Origin of the sequence: Bacteroides sp. 90-K9/2 (assembly GCF_047310725.1) — a bacterium.
Taxonomy (GTDB): domain Bacteria; phylum Bacteroidota; class Bacteroidia; order Bacteroidales; family Bacteroidaceae; genus Bacteroides; species Bacteroides vicugnae.
Map to the genome: position 1 here is coordinate 13,185 of NZ_JBCGVL010000005.1, position 15,958 is coordinate 29,142.

The 15,958-nt window shown below is 40.8% G+C and carries 15 protein-coding genes; 12 read left to right on the top strand and 3 right to left on the bottom strand.

Annotated elements, in window-relative coordinates:
- Positions 1-132 precede the first annotated feature (132 nt).
- The 5 genes from AAHJ11_RS12895 (at position 133) to AAHJ11_RS12915 (ending at position 4,030) form a co-directional block, all read left to right on the top strand.
- Positions 133-1,431, top strand: coding sequence for a phenylacetate--CoA ligase family protein (locus AAHJ11_RS12895; RefSeq protein WP_074558373.1), 1,299 nt, complete (start codon positions 133-135; stop codon positions 1,429-1,431).
- A 137-nt stretch (positions 1,432-1,568) separates the two neighbouring features.
- Complete coding sequence (locus AAHJ11_RS12900) at positions 1,569-1,994, top strand: amino acid-binding protein (protein ID WP_148367570.1); 426 nt, start codon at positions 1,569-1,571, stop codon at positions 1,992-1,994.
- A gap of 330 nt (positions 1,995-2,324) precedes the next feature.
- A complete protein-coding gene (locus AAHJ11_RS12905; protein ID WP_004299990.1) occupies positions 2,325-3,128 on the top strand; it encodes an outer membrane protein assembly factor BamD in 804 nt (267 codons plus the stop codon).
- Between the two features lie 14 nt (positions 3,129-3,142).
- Positions 3,143-3,478 carry a DNA-directed RNA polymerase subunit omega gene (locus AAHJ11_RS12910; protein ID WP_004299989.1) on the top strand — a complete coding sequence of 112 codons (336 nt, stop codon included), beginning with the start codon at positions 3,143-3,145 and terminating at the stop codon, positions 3,476-3,478.
- Between the two features lie 108 nt (positions 3,479-3,586).
- The gene (locus tag AAHJ11_RS12915) at positions 3,587-4,030 is read left to right on the top strand and encodes a DUF4293 domain-containing protein (protein WP_074638409.1); all 444 of its coding nucleotides are present in this window, start codon (positions 3,587-3,589) and stop codon (positions 4,028-4,030) included.
- A gap of 134 nt (positions 4,031-4,164) precedes the next feature.
- On the opposite strand, the gene AAHJ11_RS12920 is transcribed toward AAHJ11_RS12915, so the two are convergent.
- Positions 4,165-4,899, bottom strand: a complete 735-nt coding sequence (locus tag AAHJ11_RS12920) for a porin family protein (RefSeq protein ID WP_148367475.1) — start codon at positions 4,897-4,899, stop codon at positions 4,165-4,167.
- Positions 4,900-4,906: 7 nt separating this feature from the next.
- Positions 4,907-6,667 (bottom strand): LysM peptidoglycan-binding domain-containing protein, encoded by a 1,761-nt coding sequence (locus tag AAHJ11_RS12925; RefSeq protein ID WP_320979308.1) that lies wholly within the window; start codon positions 6,665-6,667, stop codon positions 4,907-4,909.
- Positions 6,668-6,825: 158 nt separating this feature from the next.
- Between AAHJ11_RS12925 and uvrA the strand changes: the two genes are divergently transcribed.
- From uvrA to AAHJ11_RS12940, 3 genes are all read left to right on the top strand, one after another.
- On the top strand, positions 6,826-9,651 hold the full coding sequence (gene uvrA / locus AAHJ11_RS12930) for an excinuclease ABC subunit UvrA (RefSeq protein ID WP_413579706.1): 2,826 nt from the start codon (positions 6,826-6,828) through the stop codon (positions 9,649-9,651).
- A gap of 104 nt (positions 9,652-9,755) precedes the next feature.
- The gene (ybaK, locus tag AAHJ11_RS12935; RefSeq protein WP_004309260.1) at positions 9,756-10,235 is read left to right on the top strand and encodes a Cys-tRNA(Pro) deacylase; all 480 of its coding nucleotides are present in this window, start codon (positions 9,756-9,758) and stop codon (positions 10,233-10,235) included.
- Between the two features lie 107 nt (positions 10,236-10,342).
- Positions 10,343-12,007 carry a peptide MFS transporter gene (locus tag AAHJ11_RS12940; protein ID WP_074638610.1) on the top strand — a complete coding sequence of 555 codons (1,665 nt, stop codon included), beginning with the start codon at positions 10,343-10,345 and terminating at the stop codon, positions 12,005-12,007.
- An 83-nt stretch (positions 12,008-12,090) separates the two neighbouring features.
- Here the strand turns inward: AAHJ11_RS12940 and AAHJ11_RS12945 are convergent, their stop codons facing one another.
- Positions 12,091-12,588 carry a GNAT family N-acetyltransferase gene (locus AAHJ11_RS12945; RefSeq protein ID WP_148367472.1) on the bottom strand — a complete coding sequence of 166 codons (498 nt, stop codon included), beginning with the start codon at positions 12,586-12,588 and terminating at the stop codon, positions 12,091-12,093.
- Positions 12,589-12,752: 164 nt separating this feature from the next.
- Here AAHJ11_RS12945 and AAHJ11_RS12950 point away from each other — a divergent pair, with 164 nt between their 5' ends.
- The 4 genes from AAHJ11_RS12950 to AAHJ11_RS12965 all read left to right on the top strand — a co-directional run bounded on the left by AAHJ11_RS12950 (position 12,753) and on the right by AAHJ11_RS12965 (position 15,883).
- On the top strand, positions 12,753-13,079 hold the full coding sequence (locus tag AAHJ11_RS12950; protein WP_007752390.1) for a PadR family transcriptional regulator: 327 nt from the start codon (positions 12,753-12,755) through the stop codon (positions 13,077-13,079).
- Positions 13,080-13,100: 21 nt separating this feature from the next.
- Positions 13,101-14,198, top strand: coding sequence for a PspC domain-containing protein (locus AAHJ11_RS12955; RefSeq protein ID WP_148367470.1), 1,098 nt, complete (start codon positions 13,101-13,103; stop codon positions 14,196-14,198).
- Between the two features lie 155 nt (positions 14,199-14,353).
- Positions 14,354-15,352 (top strand): MBL fold metallo-hydrolase, encoded by a 999-nt coding sequence (locus tag AAHJ11_RS12960; protein WP_413579601.1) that lies wholly within the window; start codon positions 14,354-14,356, stop codon positions 15,350-15,352.
- 24 nt (positions 15,353-15,376) lie between these two features.
- Entirely contained in the window at positions 15,377-15,883 is a 507-nt protein-coding gene (locus tag AAHJ11_RS12965) for a flavin reductase family protein (RefSeq protein ID WP_029425934.1), read from the top strand.
- The last annotated feature ends 75 nt before the right edge of the window (positions 15,884-15,958 follow it).

Consider the following 15,958-nt stretch of genomic DNA (forward strand, 5'->3'; position numbering starts at 1 on the left):
TAAATCCTAAAAAGTGGAGCAATATTCGGTAAAATAATCGAGATAACAAATCATTTTTCCAAATAAATCCTTTACTTTGCAACATATTAATATCAAAAAACAGATTCATACAACTAGTAATACCGGAAACACATGATTTGGAATGAGAGCATTGAGTGTATGGACCGCGAAAGTCTTCGCAAGATTCAAAGCATACGACTCAAGAAAATTGTAGATTACGTCTATCACAATACACCTTTCTATCGAAAGAAGATGCAGGAAATGGGGATTACTCCCGATGACATCAATACGATTGATGATATTGTAAAACTGCCGTTTACCACGAAACATGATTTAAGAGATAATTATCCGTTCGGACTTTGTGCCGTGCCGATGAGCCAGATTGTACGTATTCATGCTTCTTCCGGAACAACCGGAAAACCCACGGTTGTCGGATATACCCGTAAGGACTTGGCTTCATGGGCGGAATGTATATCGCGTGCTTTTACCGCTTATGGAGCGGGACGTTCTGATATTTTTCAGGTATCTTATGGATACGGACTGTTTACGGGAGGATTGGGAGCACATGCAGGAGCCGAAAATATCGGTGCTTCTGTTATTCCGATGTCCAGTGGCAACACGGAAAAACAGATAACCTTGATGCACGATTTCGGATCGACAGTGCTTTGTTGTACTCCTTCCTATGCGCTTTATCTGGCAGATGCTATCAAAGATTCCGGTTTACCACGTGAAGAATTCAAACTGAAAGTCGGTGCTTTCGGTGCAGAACCCTGGACGGAAAATATGCGTCATGAGATAGAAGAAAAGTTGGGAATCAAAGCATACGATATTTATGGATTGAGTGAGATTGCCGGACCGGGTGTCGGGTACGAGTGCGAATGTCAGCACGGGACTCACTTGAATGAAGACCATTACTTCCCGGAAATCATCGACCCGAATACATTGCAACCGGTGGAATCCGGTCAAACGGGCGAACTGGTATTCACTCATTTAACCAAAGAGGGTATGCCGTTGCTTCGTTACCGTACGCGTGATTTGACGGCTTTGCATCATGATAAATGCTCCTGTGGCCGTACATTGGTACGTATGGATCGTATTTTGGGACGTAGTGATGATATGTTGATTATCCGCGGTGTGAATGTATTCCCGACGCAGATTGAATCAGTCATTCTTGAAATGGAAGAGTTTGAACCGCATTATTTGTTGATAGTGGGTCGTGAAAACAATACCGATACAATGGAACTCCAGGTTGAAGTACGTCCGGAATTCTATTCGGATGAGATCAACAAAATGCTGGCTTTGAAGAAGAAACTGGGAGGACGTTTGCAAAGCGTACTCGGACTGGGAGTCAACGTGAAACTGGTAGAGCCTCGCAGCATTGAACGCAGCGTAGGTAAAGCGAAACGTGTAATTGATAACAGAAAAATGTAAATAAGTATTGGGAAACAAGTATTAAGTATCAAGTATTATCGCAGCCATTGGCATATGTCTGCATAGCTAATACTTAAAACTTAAAACTTGATACTTGATGCCAATACTTAAAACTTAATACTTAATACTTAACAATGATGGTAGCAAAACAACTTTCTATTTTTTTGGAAAATAAGTCAGGCCGTTTGACGGAAGTGACTGAAGTGCTGGCGAAAGAAAATATCAACCTTTCTGCCTTGTGCATTGCCGAAAATGCTGATTTTGGTATTTTGCGTGGAATTGTATCTGATCCGGATAGAGCATACAAAGCTTTAAAAGATAATCATTTTGCAGTGAATGTGACTGATGTAGTAGGTATAAGCTGTCCCAATGTGCCGGGTGCTTTGGCAAAAGTGCTGGGATATTTATCAGAAGAGGGCGTATTTATTGAATATATGTATTCGTTTGCCAATAACCATATTGCAAATGTAGTGATCCGCCCCAGCAACCTGGATAAATGTATCGAGGTACTGAAAGATAAGAAAGTCGATCTATTGGCTGCAAGTGACTTGTATAAACTGTAAATATAACAGTGAGCAATAAATAATGAACGGTAAACAGTTGTGTTATCCAACTCAAGGACAACGCAACTGCTTACCGTTTTTACTATAAATATAGTGACGCTATCCAGTGAAGATAGCGACGGTATATGCTAACGATACCGTCACTATCCCGAACACATACCGTCACTATTGCGAGTCGTTTATAATCTGCTGTTTATAGTTTGTCGTTTGCAATTCGACGTCATTTTCTCTCCTTTTGTCGATGTTTAACGCCTTTTATGTATTAAAAAACACAGATTAATTGCTAAATTCCCAGCGAATAAGTAACTTTGCGCATTATTTTAAAATAGGATGAAGAAAAATATCATTATAACTTTGCTTGCGGCGGCTACTCTTACATCATGTGGAGAGTATAATAAATTGCTGAAAAGCACCGATTACGAATACAAGTACGAAGCCGCCAAAAACTATTTTGCGAAGGGACAGTATAATCGTTCAGCCACGTTGTTGAATGAGTTGATAACCATTCTGAAAGGAACTGATAAAGCGGAAGAATCTTTGTATATGTTGGGAATGAGCTACTATAATCAGAAAGATTATCAGACAGCTGCCCAGACATTTATCACCTATTTCAATACATATCCTCGTGGTACTTTTACCGAACTGGCACGTTTCCATGCAGGTAAGGCTTTATTCCTGGATACTCCGGAACCACGTTTGGATCAGTCAAGCACTTATCAGGCTATCCAGCAGCTGCAGATGTTCATGGAGTATTTCCCGAACAGCACAAAGAAGCAGGAAGCACAGGATATGATTTTTGCTTTACAGGATAAACTGGTTTTGAAAGAGCTTTATTCAGCAAGGCTATATTATAATCTGGGTAATTATTTGGGCAATAACTATGAGTCTTGTGTAATCACAGCTCAAAATGCATTGAAGGATTATCCTTATACTGATTATCGTGAAGAACTTTCCATTTTGGTTCTGCGTGCAAGACACGAAATGGCTATCTATAGCGTTGAGGACAAGAAGATGGATCGTTACCGCGAAACGATTGATGAATATTACGCTTTTAAGAATGAATTTCCTGAAAGTAAATATTTGAAAGAAGCCGAGAAGATATTCAATGAATCACAAAAAGTAATTAAAGACTAAATTTAAATAGATTTATGGACTACAAAAAAACGAATGCTCCTGCTACAACAGTAACCCGTGACATGATGGAACTCTGTGCTGATACAGGTAATGTTTATGAAACAGTTGCCATTATTGGTAAGCGTGCTAATCAGATCAGTGTAGAAATCAAAAACGATCTTTCTAAGAAACTGGCAGAGTTTGCTTCTTACAATGACAATTTGGAAGAAGTGTTTGAAAATAGAGAGCAAATCGAAATTTCTCGTTATTATGAGAAATTGCCGAAACCGGACTTGATTGCTACGCAAGAATACATCGAAGGGAAAATATATTATAGAAATCCGGCTAAGGAGAAAGAAAAACTTCAGTAATTTATTTTCTGACGAAGAATTTGATAGTCAAGTAGTAAGTGGGATGATTATCCCTACTCCTTATTGCTTGGCTATTATTGTTTAACTCAACTACTATTTAGAATACTTATGATTCAACGAATTCAAACTGTTTATTTATTGATTGTTGCAGGATTGCTGATTACAGCCATGTGTTTGCCGATGGGCTACTTCATTGATGCAATGGGAGAACATCCTTTTAAGGCATTAGGATTGGAAGTAAACGGTGCTATTCAGTCTACATGGGGCTTATTCGGAATTTTGATGGTTAGCACCATCGTAGCTGTGGCTACTATCTTTTTGTACAAGAACCGTATGTTGCAGATTCGCATGACAATTTTCAATAGCTTATTATTGGTAGGTTATTACATTGCTGCCCTTGCTTTTTATTTTGCATTGAAGAATGATGAAAATATGTTCCGTATAGGCTGGGCATTGTGTTTGCCGCTTGTTTCTATCATCCTGAATATACTGGCTATCCGTGCTATCGGACGGGATGAGGTGATGGTAAAGGCTGCGGATAGATTACGATAAAAAGGACTAAAGCTCCCAGAAATAGAAATCCCCGCTAATTCGTTTAGAGTTAGTGGGGATTTTTTTTAGTTCGTTGTGAATGGGATTTTGTTTATAAATAAGAGGTTTTAATCTCTTCCTCCTTGAAAGAGGGGTTATTTCTTCAAATCAAATAAATATGTGAGCTTTATGGTAATTGTACCATGTGCTGCACGGGCGAAATAATCTTTCTTAGTAGTGCTGTAAAAATCAGACAGGGCAAAGTAATAGCGGCCTTCAACGATGAAGCTACCGGCTTTCTTTGTTCTAAGTTCTACACCACCGCCACCGGCAATACCATAGTCAAATTTATTTTGAATCTTAACTCCGTATAGGGCTTTCTGTGTATCAGATAAGCTATTCATGTCAATACCTTTTATTGTTTCCGATTCACTGATTAGAAAGCTGATTTGAGGACCTGCATGGACAAAGAATTGCAATCCTCTGTCTCGTCCGAAAGCGAGGTGAGCGAGGAAAGGAATATCTATATAAGTCATTTTGCGGGTGTAAGTTTTAGTAGGGTCCTTCGAAGTGACTTCATATCCGTTGGCGTCCAGTGATATTGTTTCAAATAATTGGTCCCAACCTCGTTGCGAAACATTCAACTCGACTTGTGCACCACAAATCATGGCAAAATACTTCTCGGATATATAACGTGCTGTCAAACCTCCGGTAATTCCCATCAAGCTATTTTGTTTGATGGTGGGGGTAAAAGAAACACTGTTTAAATTGACACCTCCATTGATACCTACCGATAAATTGCTTCGTGCTTCCCCGATTTGGGCAGCGGCAGGAAGGGTAAATCCTGTAAGTAGGAGTGTTGCGATCAAAAATGGTTTTATCTTTATCATTTTCGTATTATTCGAAGTCAAGTTTTACTAATTCAAAATTCTTAGTGAAACGTATGAAGAACACCTTTTTATTAATAAATCCTCCCCAGTTATTCACACGTTGGAATTTGAATCCCGTCTGGATAGGAGTCAGGTTCATTTTAGGCAGATTGTTTTCCAGTTCCGAGCCGTAAAGTGATAATCCTTTCAGAAAGAAGAAGCCGGTGTCAAAACCCAGCATTGCGTAATTAGGGTATTTGCTTGCCAAGTCTTTGCTATACCATTTATGGTAAGCGTTGGTAAACTGCACAGCTGCCGGGAACAACGTATTTGTATAGAATGAAGAATAGAAATATACATCCAACTCAAAGAAATTTTCCAGATGATCTCTGGTATAGGTCTGCCATTCCGGATAGCCAAACAGATGAATATTCTCTGCAGGATTCTCTCTGACTAACAGCGTCAGTTGAGGAAGTATCTTAATCAGTAAGACGTTGTTGCCTGATGTCGGAATAAAGATGTTTTCTTTATCACTGCGGAGCGCTGCTTTCAGCGTTTCTTTCGTTGCGCTTTCGCTGACAGTTTTCATAGAGATGCCTTTGCTTTTCAACTCTTGTTTCAAGCCGCTGATAAATTCCGCTTTCTCCTTGTCAACGCTCACCGGTTCTATGAAGATAACGTTTGCATTGGGAAATTGACGGGTGAAGTGTTCATAAACCTCTGAATATAAGTAAGATTGAGGTGTGTTGATCTGATAAACTGCCGGATTGTTGAATACCTCTTCTCCTTTTTGAGAGAAAGGAATCACCAGGCGTATGTCGTTCTTCTCTGCGAAGTCGGACAATGGCTTTATTTGATTCTGATGCATCGGACCGAAGATGATATTCATACTTTTCATCTCGTTCTTGGCAAGAATCGTATTTAATGTAGAAAGGTCTTTTCCGCAATCATATACATATAGATCAAGAGAAATACCTGTACGCTTCAGACTGTCTACTGCCATCAGGAAACCTTCGTAATATTCCACCATGCGTCTGTCTTCCTGGAAAGGCAACAATAAAGCGGCCTTAATGGTAGACAGCTTTTGGGGAGTCTCTTTACTTTTGCGGAAAAGCTCGCTATTGCTGGGAGGAATAGCGTAAGGATCTTCCTTCTGTGTAGGTTGTACGGTTGTTGCTGCCGGGTAAGGGATGCAAAGGAATTGTCCCTTTTTCATGCCTTTTTTCAGTTCCGGGTTAGCCGCAATTAACTCCTGTTCGCTGATTCCATATTCACGGCTCACGCTAAAAATAGTCTCTTTGCGCTTTACCTTATGCATATCCTTGCATCTCGGAACAACAGGGCCTTGAATGGTGGTCTGTTCAGTAGGCGTTGGAGTGGCAGTTTGCTCTTCTTTTTTCCGCGGAATCAGGATAACCTGTCCGATGCGGAAATTTTCGGCACTCAAACCGGGGTTTGCTTCACAAATATCTTTGGCGGATACATTATACATGGTTGTCAGTTTGTATAGTGTTTCTCCGGCTTGAATCGTATGGAATGTTTCTCCCTTCTGACTCTCTTTCCCCGTAGGAATTTTGATTGTCTGTCCGGCATAGATCTTTTCGTCACAGCCCGGATTCAGACGTATGATGTCTGATGTAGTGACATTATACATCTTGGAGATGGAGTATAAACTTTGTCCTTTTTCGATGGTATGCAAGAAATAGGATTGGTTTTCTTGTGCATAACTGATAGCATATGAAACGCTTATAAAAAGCAAAAATAAGAATATACGGTTTATCGGTTTCATCAAATTATAACTATTGGTTCTTGAAATCAAGGAACAAAGGTACAAATAATGCCCTATATCTTCATAAGATTTGAGTTAAGAAAATAATATTGTGCTTTTTTAGGAGCATATTTCGGGCGGAAACATTAATTTTGCAACATTTATGGAAGGATATGAATATGCAGGAAACAGAATATATTAATGTGTACGGTGCGCGCGTGCACAATTTGAAGGATATTGATGCCGAAATTCCCCGTAACAGTTTGACTGTTATCACCGGATTGAGCGGTAGTGGAAAATCTTCTTTAGCCTTCGATACGATTTTTGCCGAAGGACAGCGTCGCTATATCGAAACTTTTTCAGCGTATGCCCGTAACTTCTTGGGCAATCTGGAGCGTCCGGATGTCGATAAGATAACTGGTTTGAGTCCGGTTATCTCCATTGAGCAGAAAACAACGAATAAAAATCCCCGTTCTACTGTAGGAACGACTACGGAGATATATGATTATCTCCGTTTGCTGTATGCCCGTGCGGGAGTGGCTTATTCGTATCTGTCGGGTGAGGAGATGGTGAAATATACCGAAGAGCAGATTCTGGACTTGATTCTGAAAGATTATAAAGGAAAGAAAATATATCTGCTGGCTCCGCTAGTTCGTTCACGTAAGGGACATTACAGGGAACTTTTCGAACAAATACGTAAAAAAGGATACCTGTATGTACGGGTGGATGGTGAAGTGCGTGAAATAACGCATGGCATGAAACTCGACCGTTATAAGAATCACGATGTAGAAGTGGTTATTGATAAATTAGTGGTAGCGGAGAAAGATGACCGGCGCTTGAAACAGAGTGTGGCAACCGCTATGCGTCAGGGAGACGGGTTGATGATGATTCTGGATGCCCAGTCTGAAAGCATCCGTCATTATAGTAAACGGCTCATGTGTCCCGTCACCGGATTGTCTTATCGTGAACCGGCTCCGCATAACTTCTCATTCAATTCACCGCAAGGAGCATGTCCGAAGTGTAAGGGATTGGGAGTAGTCAATCAGATTGATGTGGACAAAGTGATTCCCGATCGTGAACTTTCCATTTATGAAGGAGCGATAGCACCTTTGGGAAAATATAAGAATGCGATGATTTTCTGGCAAATCGGTGCTTTGCTCGAAAAGTACGACGCAACACTGAAAACTCCGATAAAGGAGTTGCCGGACGATGCGATTGATGAAGTCTTGTACGGTTCTGATGAACGGATTAAAATCAAGAGTTCGTTGATCGGTACTTCCTCCGATTACTTTGTTACTTACGAAGGAGTGGTGAAGTATATTCAGATGTTACAGGAAAAGGATGCTTCTGCAACAGCACAGAAATGGGCGGAACAATTTGCCAAAACAACGGTTTGTCCCGAATGTAAAGGGGCTCGTTTGAATAAGGAAGCTTTGCATTTCCGTATCCATGATAAGAATATCAATGAGTTGGCGAATATGGACATCAACGAGTTGTACGACTGGTTGATGAAGGTGGATGAGTTCCTTTCCGATAAGCAGAAGAAAATATCGGTGGAGATTCTGAAAGAGATTCGCACCCGTTTGAAGTTCTTGCTGGACGTGGGGTTGGATTATCTGGCATTGAATCGTAGCTCTGTTAGTCTTTCCGGTGGTGAGAGTCAGCGTATCCGTTTGGCTACACAGATTGGTTCGCAATTAGTGAATGTACTTTATATTCTCGACGAGCCGAGTATCGGTCTGCATCAGCGTGATAATCTGCGTCTTATCAACTCATTGAAAGAACTCCGCGACATGGGGAACTCCGTGATTGTAGTGGAACATGATAAGGATATGATGCTGGCTGCCGATTATGTCATCGATATGGGTCCGAAAGCCGGACGTCTCGGAGGCGAAGTCGTTTTCGCCGGAACCCCGCAGGAAATGCTGAATACAGATACGATGACTTCGCAATATCTGAATGGGAAGATGAAGATAGAAATCCCTGCCAAGCGTAGAAAAGGAAACGGGAAATCTATCTGGCTGAAAGGAGCGAAGGGGAATAACCTGAAGAATGTAGATGTTGAATTTCCGTTAGGTAAACTGATTTGCGTAACTGGTGTATCAGGAAGTGGAAAATCCACCTTGATTAATGAAACTTTGCAGCCGATTCTTTCACAGAAGTTCTATCGTTCCTTACAAGATCCTTTGGAATACGATTCGATTGAAGGGCTGGAAAATATAGATAAGGTAGTAGATGTGGATCAATCACCTTTGGGACGTACGCCACGCTCCAATCCTGCGACTTATACCGGTGTGTTTTCTGATATCCGTAACCTGTTTGTAGGTCTGCCGGAAGCTAAAATTCGCGGTTATAAACCGGGACGTTTCTCCTTTAATGTTGCAGGTGGGCGTTGTGAAGCATGTACGGGAAATGGTTATAAGACGATTGAAATGAATTTCCTTCCTGATGTATATGTGCCTTGTGAGGTTTGTCACGGTAAACGTTATAACCGGGAAACACTGGAAGTACGTTTCAAGGGAAAATCAATTGCCGATGTACTTGACATGACGATCAACCGTGCTGTGGAATTCTTTGAAAATGTGCCGCAAATCTTGAATAAGATTAAAGTCTTGCAGGATGTCGGACTCGGATATATAAAACTGGGACAATCTTCTACCACTCTTTCCGGTGGAGAAAGCCAGCGTGTGAAACTGGCAACGGAGCTATCAAAAAGAGATACGGGCAAAACTCTTTATATCCTTGACGAACCGACTACCGGACTTCATTTTGAAGATATCCGTGTATTGATGGGAGTATTGAATAAGCTGGTAGATAAAGGTAATACTGTTATCGTCATCGAGCACAATCTGGATGTGATTAAAATGGCGGATTATATTATCGATATGGGCCCTGAAGGTGGTAAGGGCGGGGGAGAACTCCTTAGTCACGGAACACCGGAAGAAGTTGCGAAGAGCCATAAAGGATATACACCTAAGTTTCTTCGCGAAGAGCTGGGGCTCTAATTTAAATCATAGAGTGCCAACTTATCGGACAATCTTCGATGAGTTGGCACTTATCATATCATATTCTTTATTTATCAGATACAGAACTTATAAATACAACGAAAATGAAAATCAATAAAACAAATGCCGCACGGCTGTTAGATAAGGCTAAGATAGCCTATGAGTTAATTCCCTACGAAGTAGATGAAAACGACTTGAGTGCTGTTCATGTGGCAGCAAGTTTAGGAGAGAACATCGAGCAGGTATTTAAAACGCTTGTTCTGCACGGCGATAAAAGCGGATATTTTGTCTGTGTCATTCCGGGGGAACATGAAGTTGATTTGAAACTGGCGGCTAAAGCTTCGGGTAACAAGAAGTGCGAGCTGATTCCCGTAAAAGAGCTTCTGCCACTTACCGGATATATCCGCGGAGGTTGTTCGCCGATCGGTATGAAAAAGCATTTTCCTACTTATATTCATGAAACCAGTCAACAATTTCCGTATATTTATGTAAGTGCCGGTGTACGGGGACTTCAGATAAAAATAGCACCGGAAGATTTGATTCGTGAATCCAGAGCGGAAATTTGTCGTTTATTTGAGGAGTAAGTCTTATTATTTGTAGAGTAAATATGACTACATATTCTTTGAATGAATTAAAAAAAGTATATATTTGCAGAAAATATCAATTTTATTAATCTAATATTCTTGTTTATATGTTTGAAGGACAACCGAAAGGGCTATACGCTTTAGCCTTGGCTAACACGGGCGAGCGTTTTGGCTACTACACGATGCTTGCTATTTTTACACTTTTCTTACAAGCGAAGTTTGGTTACACGGCAGCAGAAACTTCTACTATTTTTGGCTCATTTCTGGCAGCAGTTTATTTTATGCCTCTTATAGGTGGTATTTTGGCTGATAAATGTGGTTATGGTAAGATGGTAACAACGGGTATCGTTGTTATGTTTATTGGTTATTTGCTTTTGGCTATTCCTACAGCAGCGAATCTTACAGGCAAGATGATGATGTTTGGTTCACTGTTTCTGATCGCTTGCGGGACCGGCTTATTTAAAGGAAACCTGCAAGTAATGGTAGGTAATCTTTATGATTCTCCGGAATATAGCTCAAAGCGTGATACTGCTTTCAGTTTGTTTTATATGGCAATCAATGTGGGGGCTTTATTTGCTCCGACAGCTGCTACCAAAGTGACTAATTATATCTTAAGTGGCGCAGGATTTACCTATAATGCTCAAATACCTTCATTGGCGCATCAATTTCTTGGTGGGACTATTACTCCGGAAGGTAATGTTACCCTTAGTGGATTACAGGCGGCACAAGGCTTTGCCGGTGATACAGCTGCATTCTGTAGTACTTATATCGAGAAACTGTCAGAGGCATATAACTATGGCTTTGCCGTAGCTTGTATTTCTTTGATTATTTCAATGGCAATTTATATTTGTTGCCGTTCCATGTTTAAGCATGCAGACTATAACTCAAAACAAGCTAAGGCTGTAAATAACTATAATGAGCCGGAATTGACTCCGGCACAAACAAAAGAACGTATTGTTGCTTTGTTGCTTGTGTTTGCTGTGGTTATCTTTTTCTGGATGGCGTTCCACCAGAACGGTTTGACTATGACATTCTTTGCACGTGACTACACTACTCAATCTGTGACAGGAATTGATCGTATTGGATTCGATGTTTGGAATCTGGTTCTTGTTATCATTGCTGTTTATGGCGCATTCTCTCTATTCCAGTCAAAAACTGGTCGTGGAAAAGCCATTGCCGGTGTTGTCGTATTGGCTTCTCTTGCTATATTAGTGTGGAGCTATTGCTCTATGGATTCAACCGTAGAAATTCTTCCTCAAATATTCCAGCAGTTTAATCCATTTTTTGTAGTGGCTCTGACTCCGGTGTCTTTGGCTGTCTTTGGTTATTTGGCTAAAAAGAAAAAAGAACCTTCCGCACCGCGCAAAATCGGTATTGGTATGGTGATTGCAGCGTGTGGCTTCTTGATTTTAGCCATTGGTTCCATGGGTCTTCCTACTCCGAAAGCAGTAGAAACGGCTGGTATTAATCCGGATGTTCTTGTTTCTCCCAACTGGTTGATTTCTACTTATCTGGTATTGACTTTTGCAGAGTTGTTACTTTCACCAATGGGTATTTCTTTTGTATCAAAAGTAGCGCCACCCAAGTATAAAGGTATGATGATGGGAGGCTGGTTTGTAGCTACAGCTATTGGAAATTATCTGGTTGCTATTATTGGTTATTTGTGGGGTGATATGCAACTGTGGATGGTATGGAGCGTATTGATTGCTTGTTGTCTGTTATCAGCTCTATTCATATTCTCTATCATGAAGAAGCTTGAAAAAGTTGCTTAAAATAAGGCAGGTATTTGCCTGAGATCTAATAATAAATTAGGGTAATAAACGGTTTGTATAAAAACCGTTTATTACCCTAATTTTTAAATATCCAATCCCATAATATAATCATTCATGTAATATCCGTTACCAATCGGGAAATCACCCTCCCGTAACTTTCTCATTCCCATGTGTTCGTAAAACTGCAAAGCCTTATTATTACGATTTACGTTGAGCTCCATCAAACAAGGTTCCGGGTGTATCTCTTTGATACACTTGATGGCTTCCCTAAATAAAAAACTGCCGCAATGCGTGCCTTGAAAACGGGGGAGAACATATATCTTCTGAAGATGGAATACATCTTTTTCCTGTGGTTGAATGGAAACATATCCGCATGGTTCATTCTCCTTATAAGCAATGGAGTACACATGTCCCTCTTCCTCCATTTGTTTGCGCACATTGGAAGGAGCATACATCCAGTCCATCATATAATCCAGTTGTTCGGGAGATAAAATTTCCTTGTAGGTGGCGGGGAATACCTCCTTTGCCATCTTATGAATAAGCTCGCAATCGGCTACTGTTGCTTTTCGAATTGTAAACATATCTATTATCTATTCTTGGTTTAATAGGCACAAATATAGCCATTATTTCTTTTTATAATAAGGAGTACACTCTCTAATGTTTTAATTATTATTAATTTATAGTACTTTGCAATGCAAGGTACTAAAGTAATGCATATATTTGTGCCATCTAAAAGAAGTGAATAATGAAAGTAGACAATGTAAAATCACAGATGAGGAAAGGCATGCTTGAATATTGCATCATGCTTTTGCTACACAAGGAACCCTCTTATGCTTCTGATATCATTCAAAAGTTGAAAGAAGCCCAACTGATTGTAGTGGAAGGCACCTTGTATCCATTGCTTACCCGTCTGAAAAATGACGATTTGTTAAGTTATGAATGGGTAGAATCCACCCAAGGACCTCCCCGCAAATACTATAAATTGACCGAACAGGGAGAAGTCTTTTTGGGAGAACTTGAAATTTCCTGGAAGGAACTTAATGAAACAGTGAATCATATTGCCAATAGATAATCCGAAAAAGAAGAAATAAAAATGAAAAAGACATTGACCATAAATTTAGGAGGAATTGTCTATCATATAGATGATGACGCCTACCGATTGTTAGACAATTATCTGTCTAACCTCAAACATTACTTTCGTAAACAGGAGGGTGCGGAAGAAATCGTAAACGATATTGAAATGCGTATTGCCGAACTGTTTGCCGAAAAAGTAAATGAAGGGAAACAGGTCATCACAGTTTCGGATGTGGAAGAAATCATCGCCCGCGTCGGCAAACCGGAAGACTTTGGAATTGCTGATGAGGATATGGACTCACAGAAAAGAACGGAACAAACATCGTCTGCTAATCAAGGCGGTACACAAACCTCTGCTCAACGCCGTTGGTTCCGTGATCCGGATAATAAATTGTTGGGAGGTGTAGCGGCAGGATTGGCAGCTTACTTTGGTTGGGACATTACATTGGTACGTATACTGATGATTATCCTGGTGTTTGTACCTTATTGCCCGATGATTATACTTTATATTATCGGATGGCTTGTTATTCCGGAAGCCCGTACTGCTGCAGAAAAATTGAGTATGCGTGGAGAAGCGGTGACCATTGAGAATATTGGCAAAACAGTGACAGACGGTTTCGAACGCGTAGCGGACGGAGTCAATAACTATATGAATTCCGGCAAACCTCGTACCTTTCTTCAAAAGATAGGTGATGTATTTGTTTCCATTGCTGCCGTTCTCTTTAAAATATTTCTGGTAGCTCTTGTCATTCTCTGCTGTCCTGTCTTGTTTGTATTGGCCGTTGTACTGGTAGCGCTGGTGTTTGCAGCAATTGCCGTGGCAGTTAGCGGAGGAGCATTACTTTACCAGATGCTGCCTGCCATTGACTGGATGCCGGTTACTTCTTTATCGCCAATGATGACACTACTGGGTACGATTGCCGGAGTTGCCCTCATCGGTATTCCATTAGGAGCTTTCTTGTATACTATCTTGCGGCAGTTATTCCATTGGTCGCCGATGGGAGCAGGCTTGAAATGGTCGCTATTGATTCTATGGATATTGGGTGCAGTCATAATGATTATTAATCTTTCAGCTCTTGGCTGGCAACTGCCTTTGTATGGCTTGCACTGCTCTTAACGAAGTCTCATTCTATATAAAAAAGGATAATATTTATTCTTTTATAAGTAAATGTACCCCGATAGTGTGTCCGGGGTACATTTTTTGTTTACTCTAATTCATCGTAAATCGAGAAATTATTAGTAAGTTTGTAAATACGTATTCAGGAAATAAAAATGGGTGAACATATATGTTTTAGGAGAAACGAACGTTTAGCGACAGTCAACCCTTATTGGAGAGGAAATCCGATGGTGCGCGGGCGTTTTTTTAATCGGCAGCATCGCTTCCGTCCGGGGATGGGGAGTGTACTGAAATGGCGTCTTTCGCCCAACCCCCAACGCAAGGAGAAGAAAACGGTGAAATGGGATCCGAAAGTTTGTTATCTCCGTTCATTGGATGCGGTGGTAGGAGATTCCCTGATATGGCTCGGACATAATTCTTTCTTTCTGCAATTAGCAGGTAAACGAATCATGTTCGATCCTGTGTTCGGAAGTATTCCTTTTGTGAAGAGGCAGAGCGAGTTTCCCGCTAATCCTGACATATTTACAGGGATTGATTATCTACTTGTCAGCCATGACCATTTCGATCATCTGGACAAGCAGAGTATAGCCCGCCTATTGAGGAATAACCCGCAAATGAAACTCTTTTGTGGATTGGGAACCGGTGAACTGATTCAGGGATGGTTTCCTGAAATGAAGGTGATTGAAGCCGGATGGTATCAACAAATGAAAGATGAGGGATTGAAGATAACTTTTCTACCGGCACAACACTGGAGCAAACGTTCCGTACGCGATGGCGGCCAGCGACTGTGGGGAGCCTTCATGCTGCAAGGAGATGGAATCTCCCTTTATTATAGTGGTGACACTGGTTATTCCAGCCACTTTCGTGAGATTCCCGATCTGTTCGGAGCACCGGATTACGCTTTGTTGGGTATCGGGGCATATAAACCTCGCTGGTTTATGCGTCCCAATCATATATCGCCTCACGAGTCTTTGACTGCTGCCGAAGAAATGCATGCAGGACTTACTATCCCCATGCATTATGGCACATTCGATTTGTCTGACGAGCCTTTGCATGATCCCCCGAAAGTCTTTGCAACAGAAGCAAAGAAACGGAAGATCTCTGTGGAAATTCCTTATTTGGGAGAGATCGTGAAATTGAGGAAACAGAAATAAGAATATTTAGATACGAATAAAGAGATGAAGAAATTAGAAGTAAAAGATCTGAAAGAAAACTTTTTCGAAGCAATCGGAAAAGAGTGGATGCTCGTAACGGCGGGAACAAAAGAGAAGTTTAACACCATGACAGCAAGTTGGGGTGGCATCGGCTGGTTGTGGAATAAACCGGTTGCTTTCGTTTTTATCCGTCCTGAACGGTATACATACGAGTTTGTAGAGGAGAACGATCACCTGACACTTTCTTTCTTAGGAGAAGAAAATAAGAAGATTCATGCGGTTTGTGGTTCCAAGTCGGGACGTAATATAGATAAAGTAAAAGAAACCGGATTGAAACCTGTATTTACAGAAAAAGGTAATGTCCTGTTCGAACAGGCACGTTTGAGCTTGGAATGTAAGAAACTTTATGCTGACGCTATCAAACCGGAATGTTTTCTGGATAAAGAATCAATAGAAAAGTGGTATGGTGGTGCTCATGGAGGTTTCCATAAGATGTATATTGTAGAAATTGAAAATATTTACTCAAGGTAAAATTTAGCGGATTTTGGTTGAATGTAATGGAGAAGGCTCTGAACTCAAGTAGATTGAGAACAGAGCCTTCTTTTT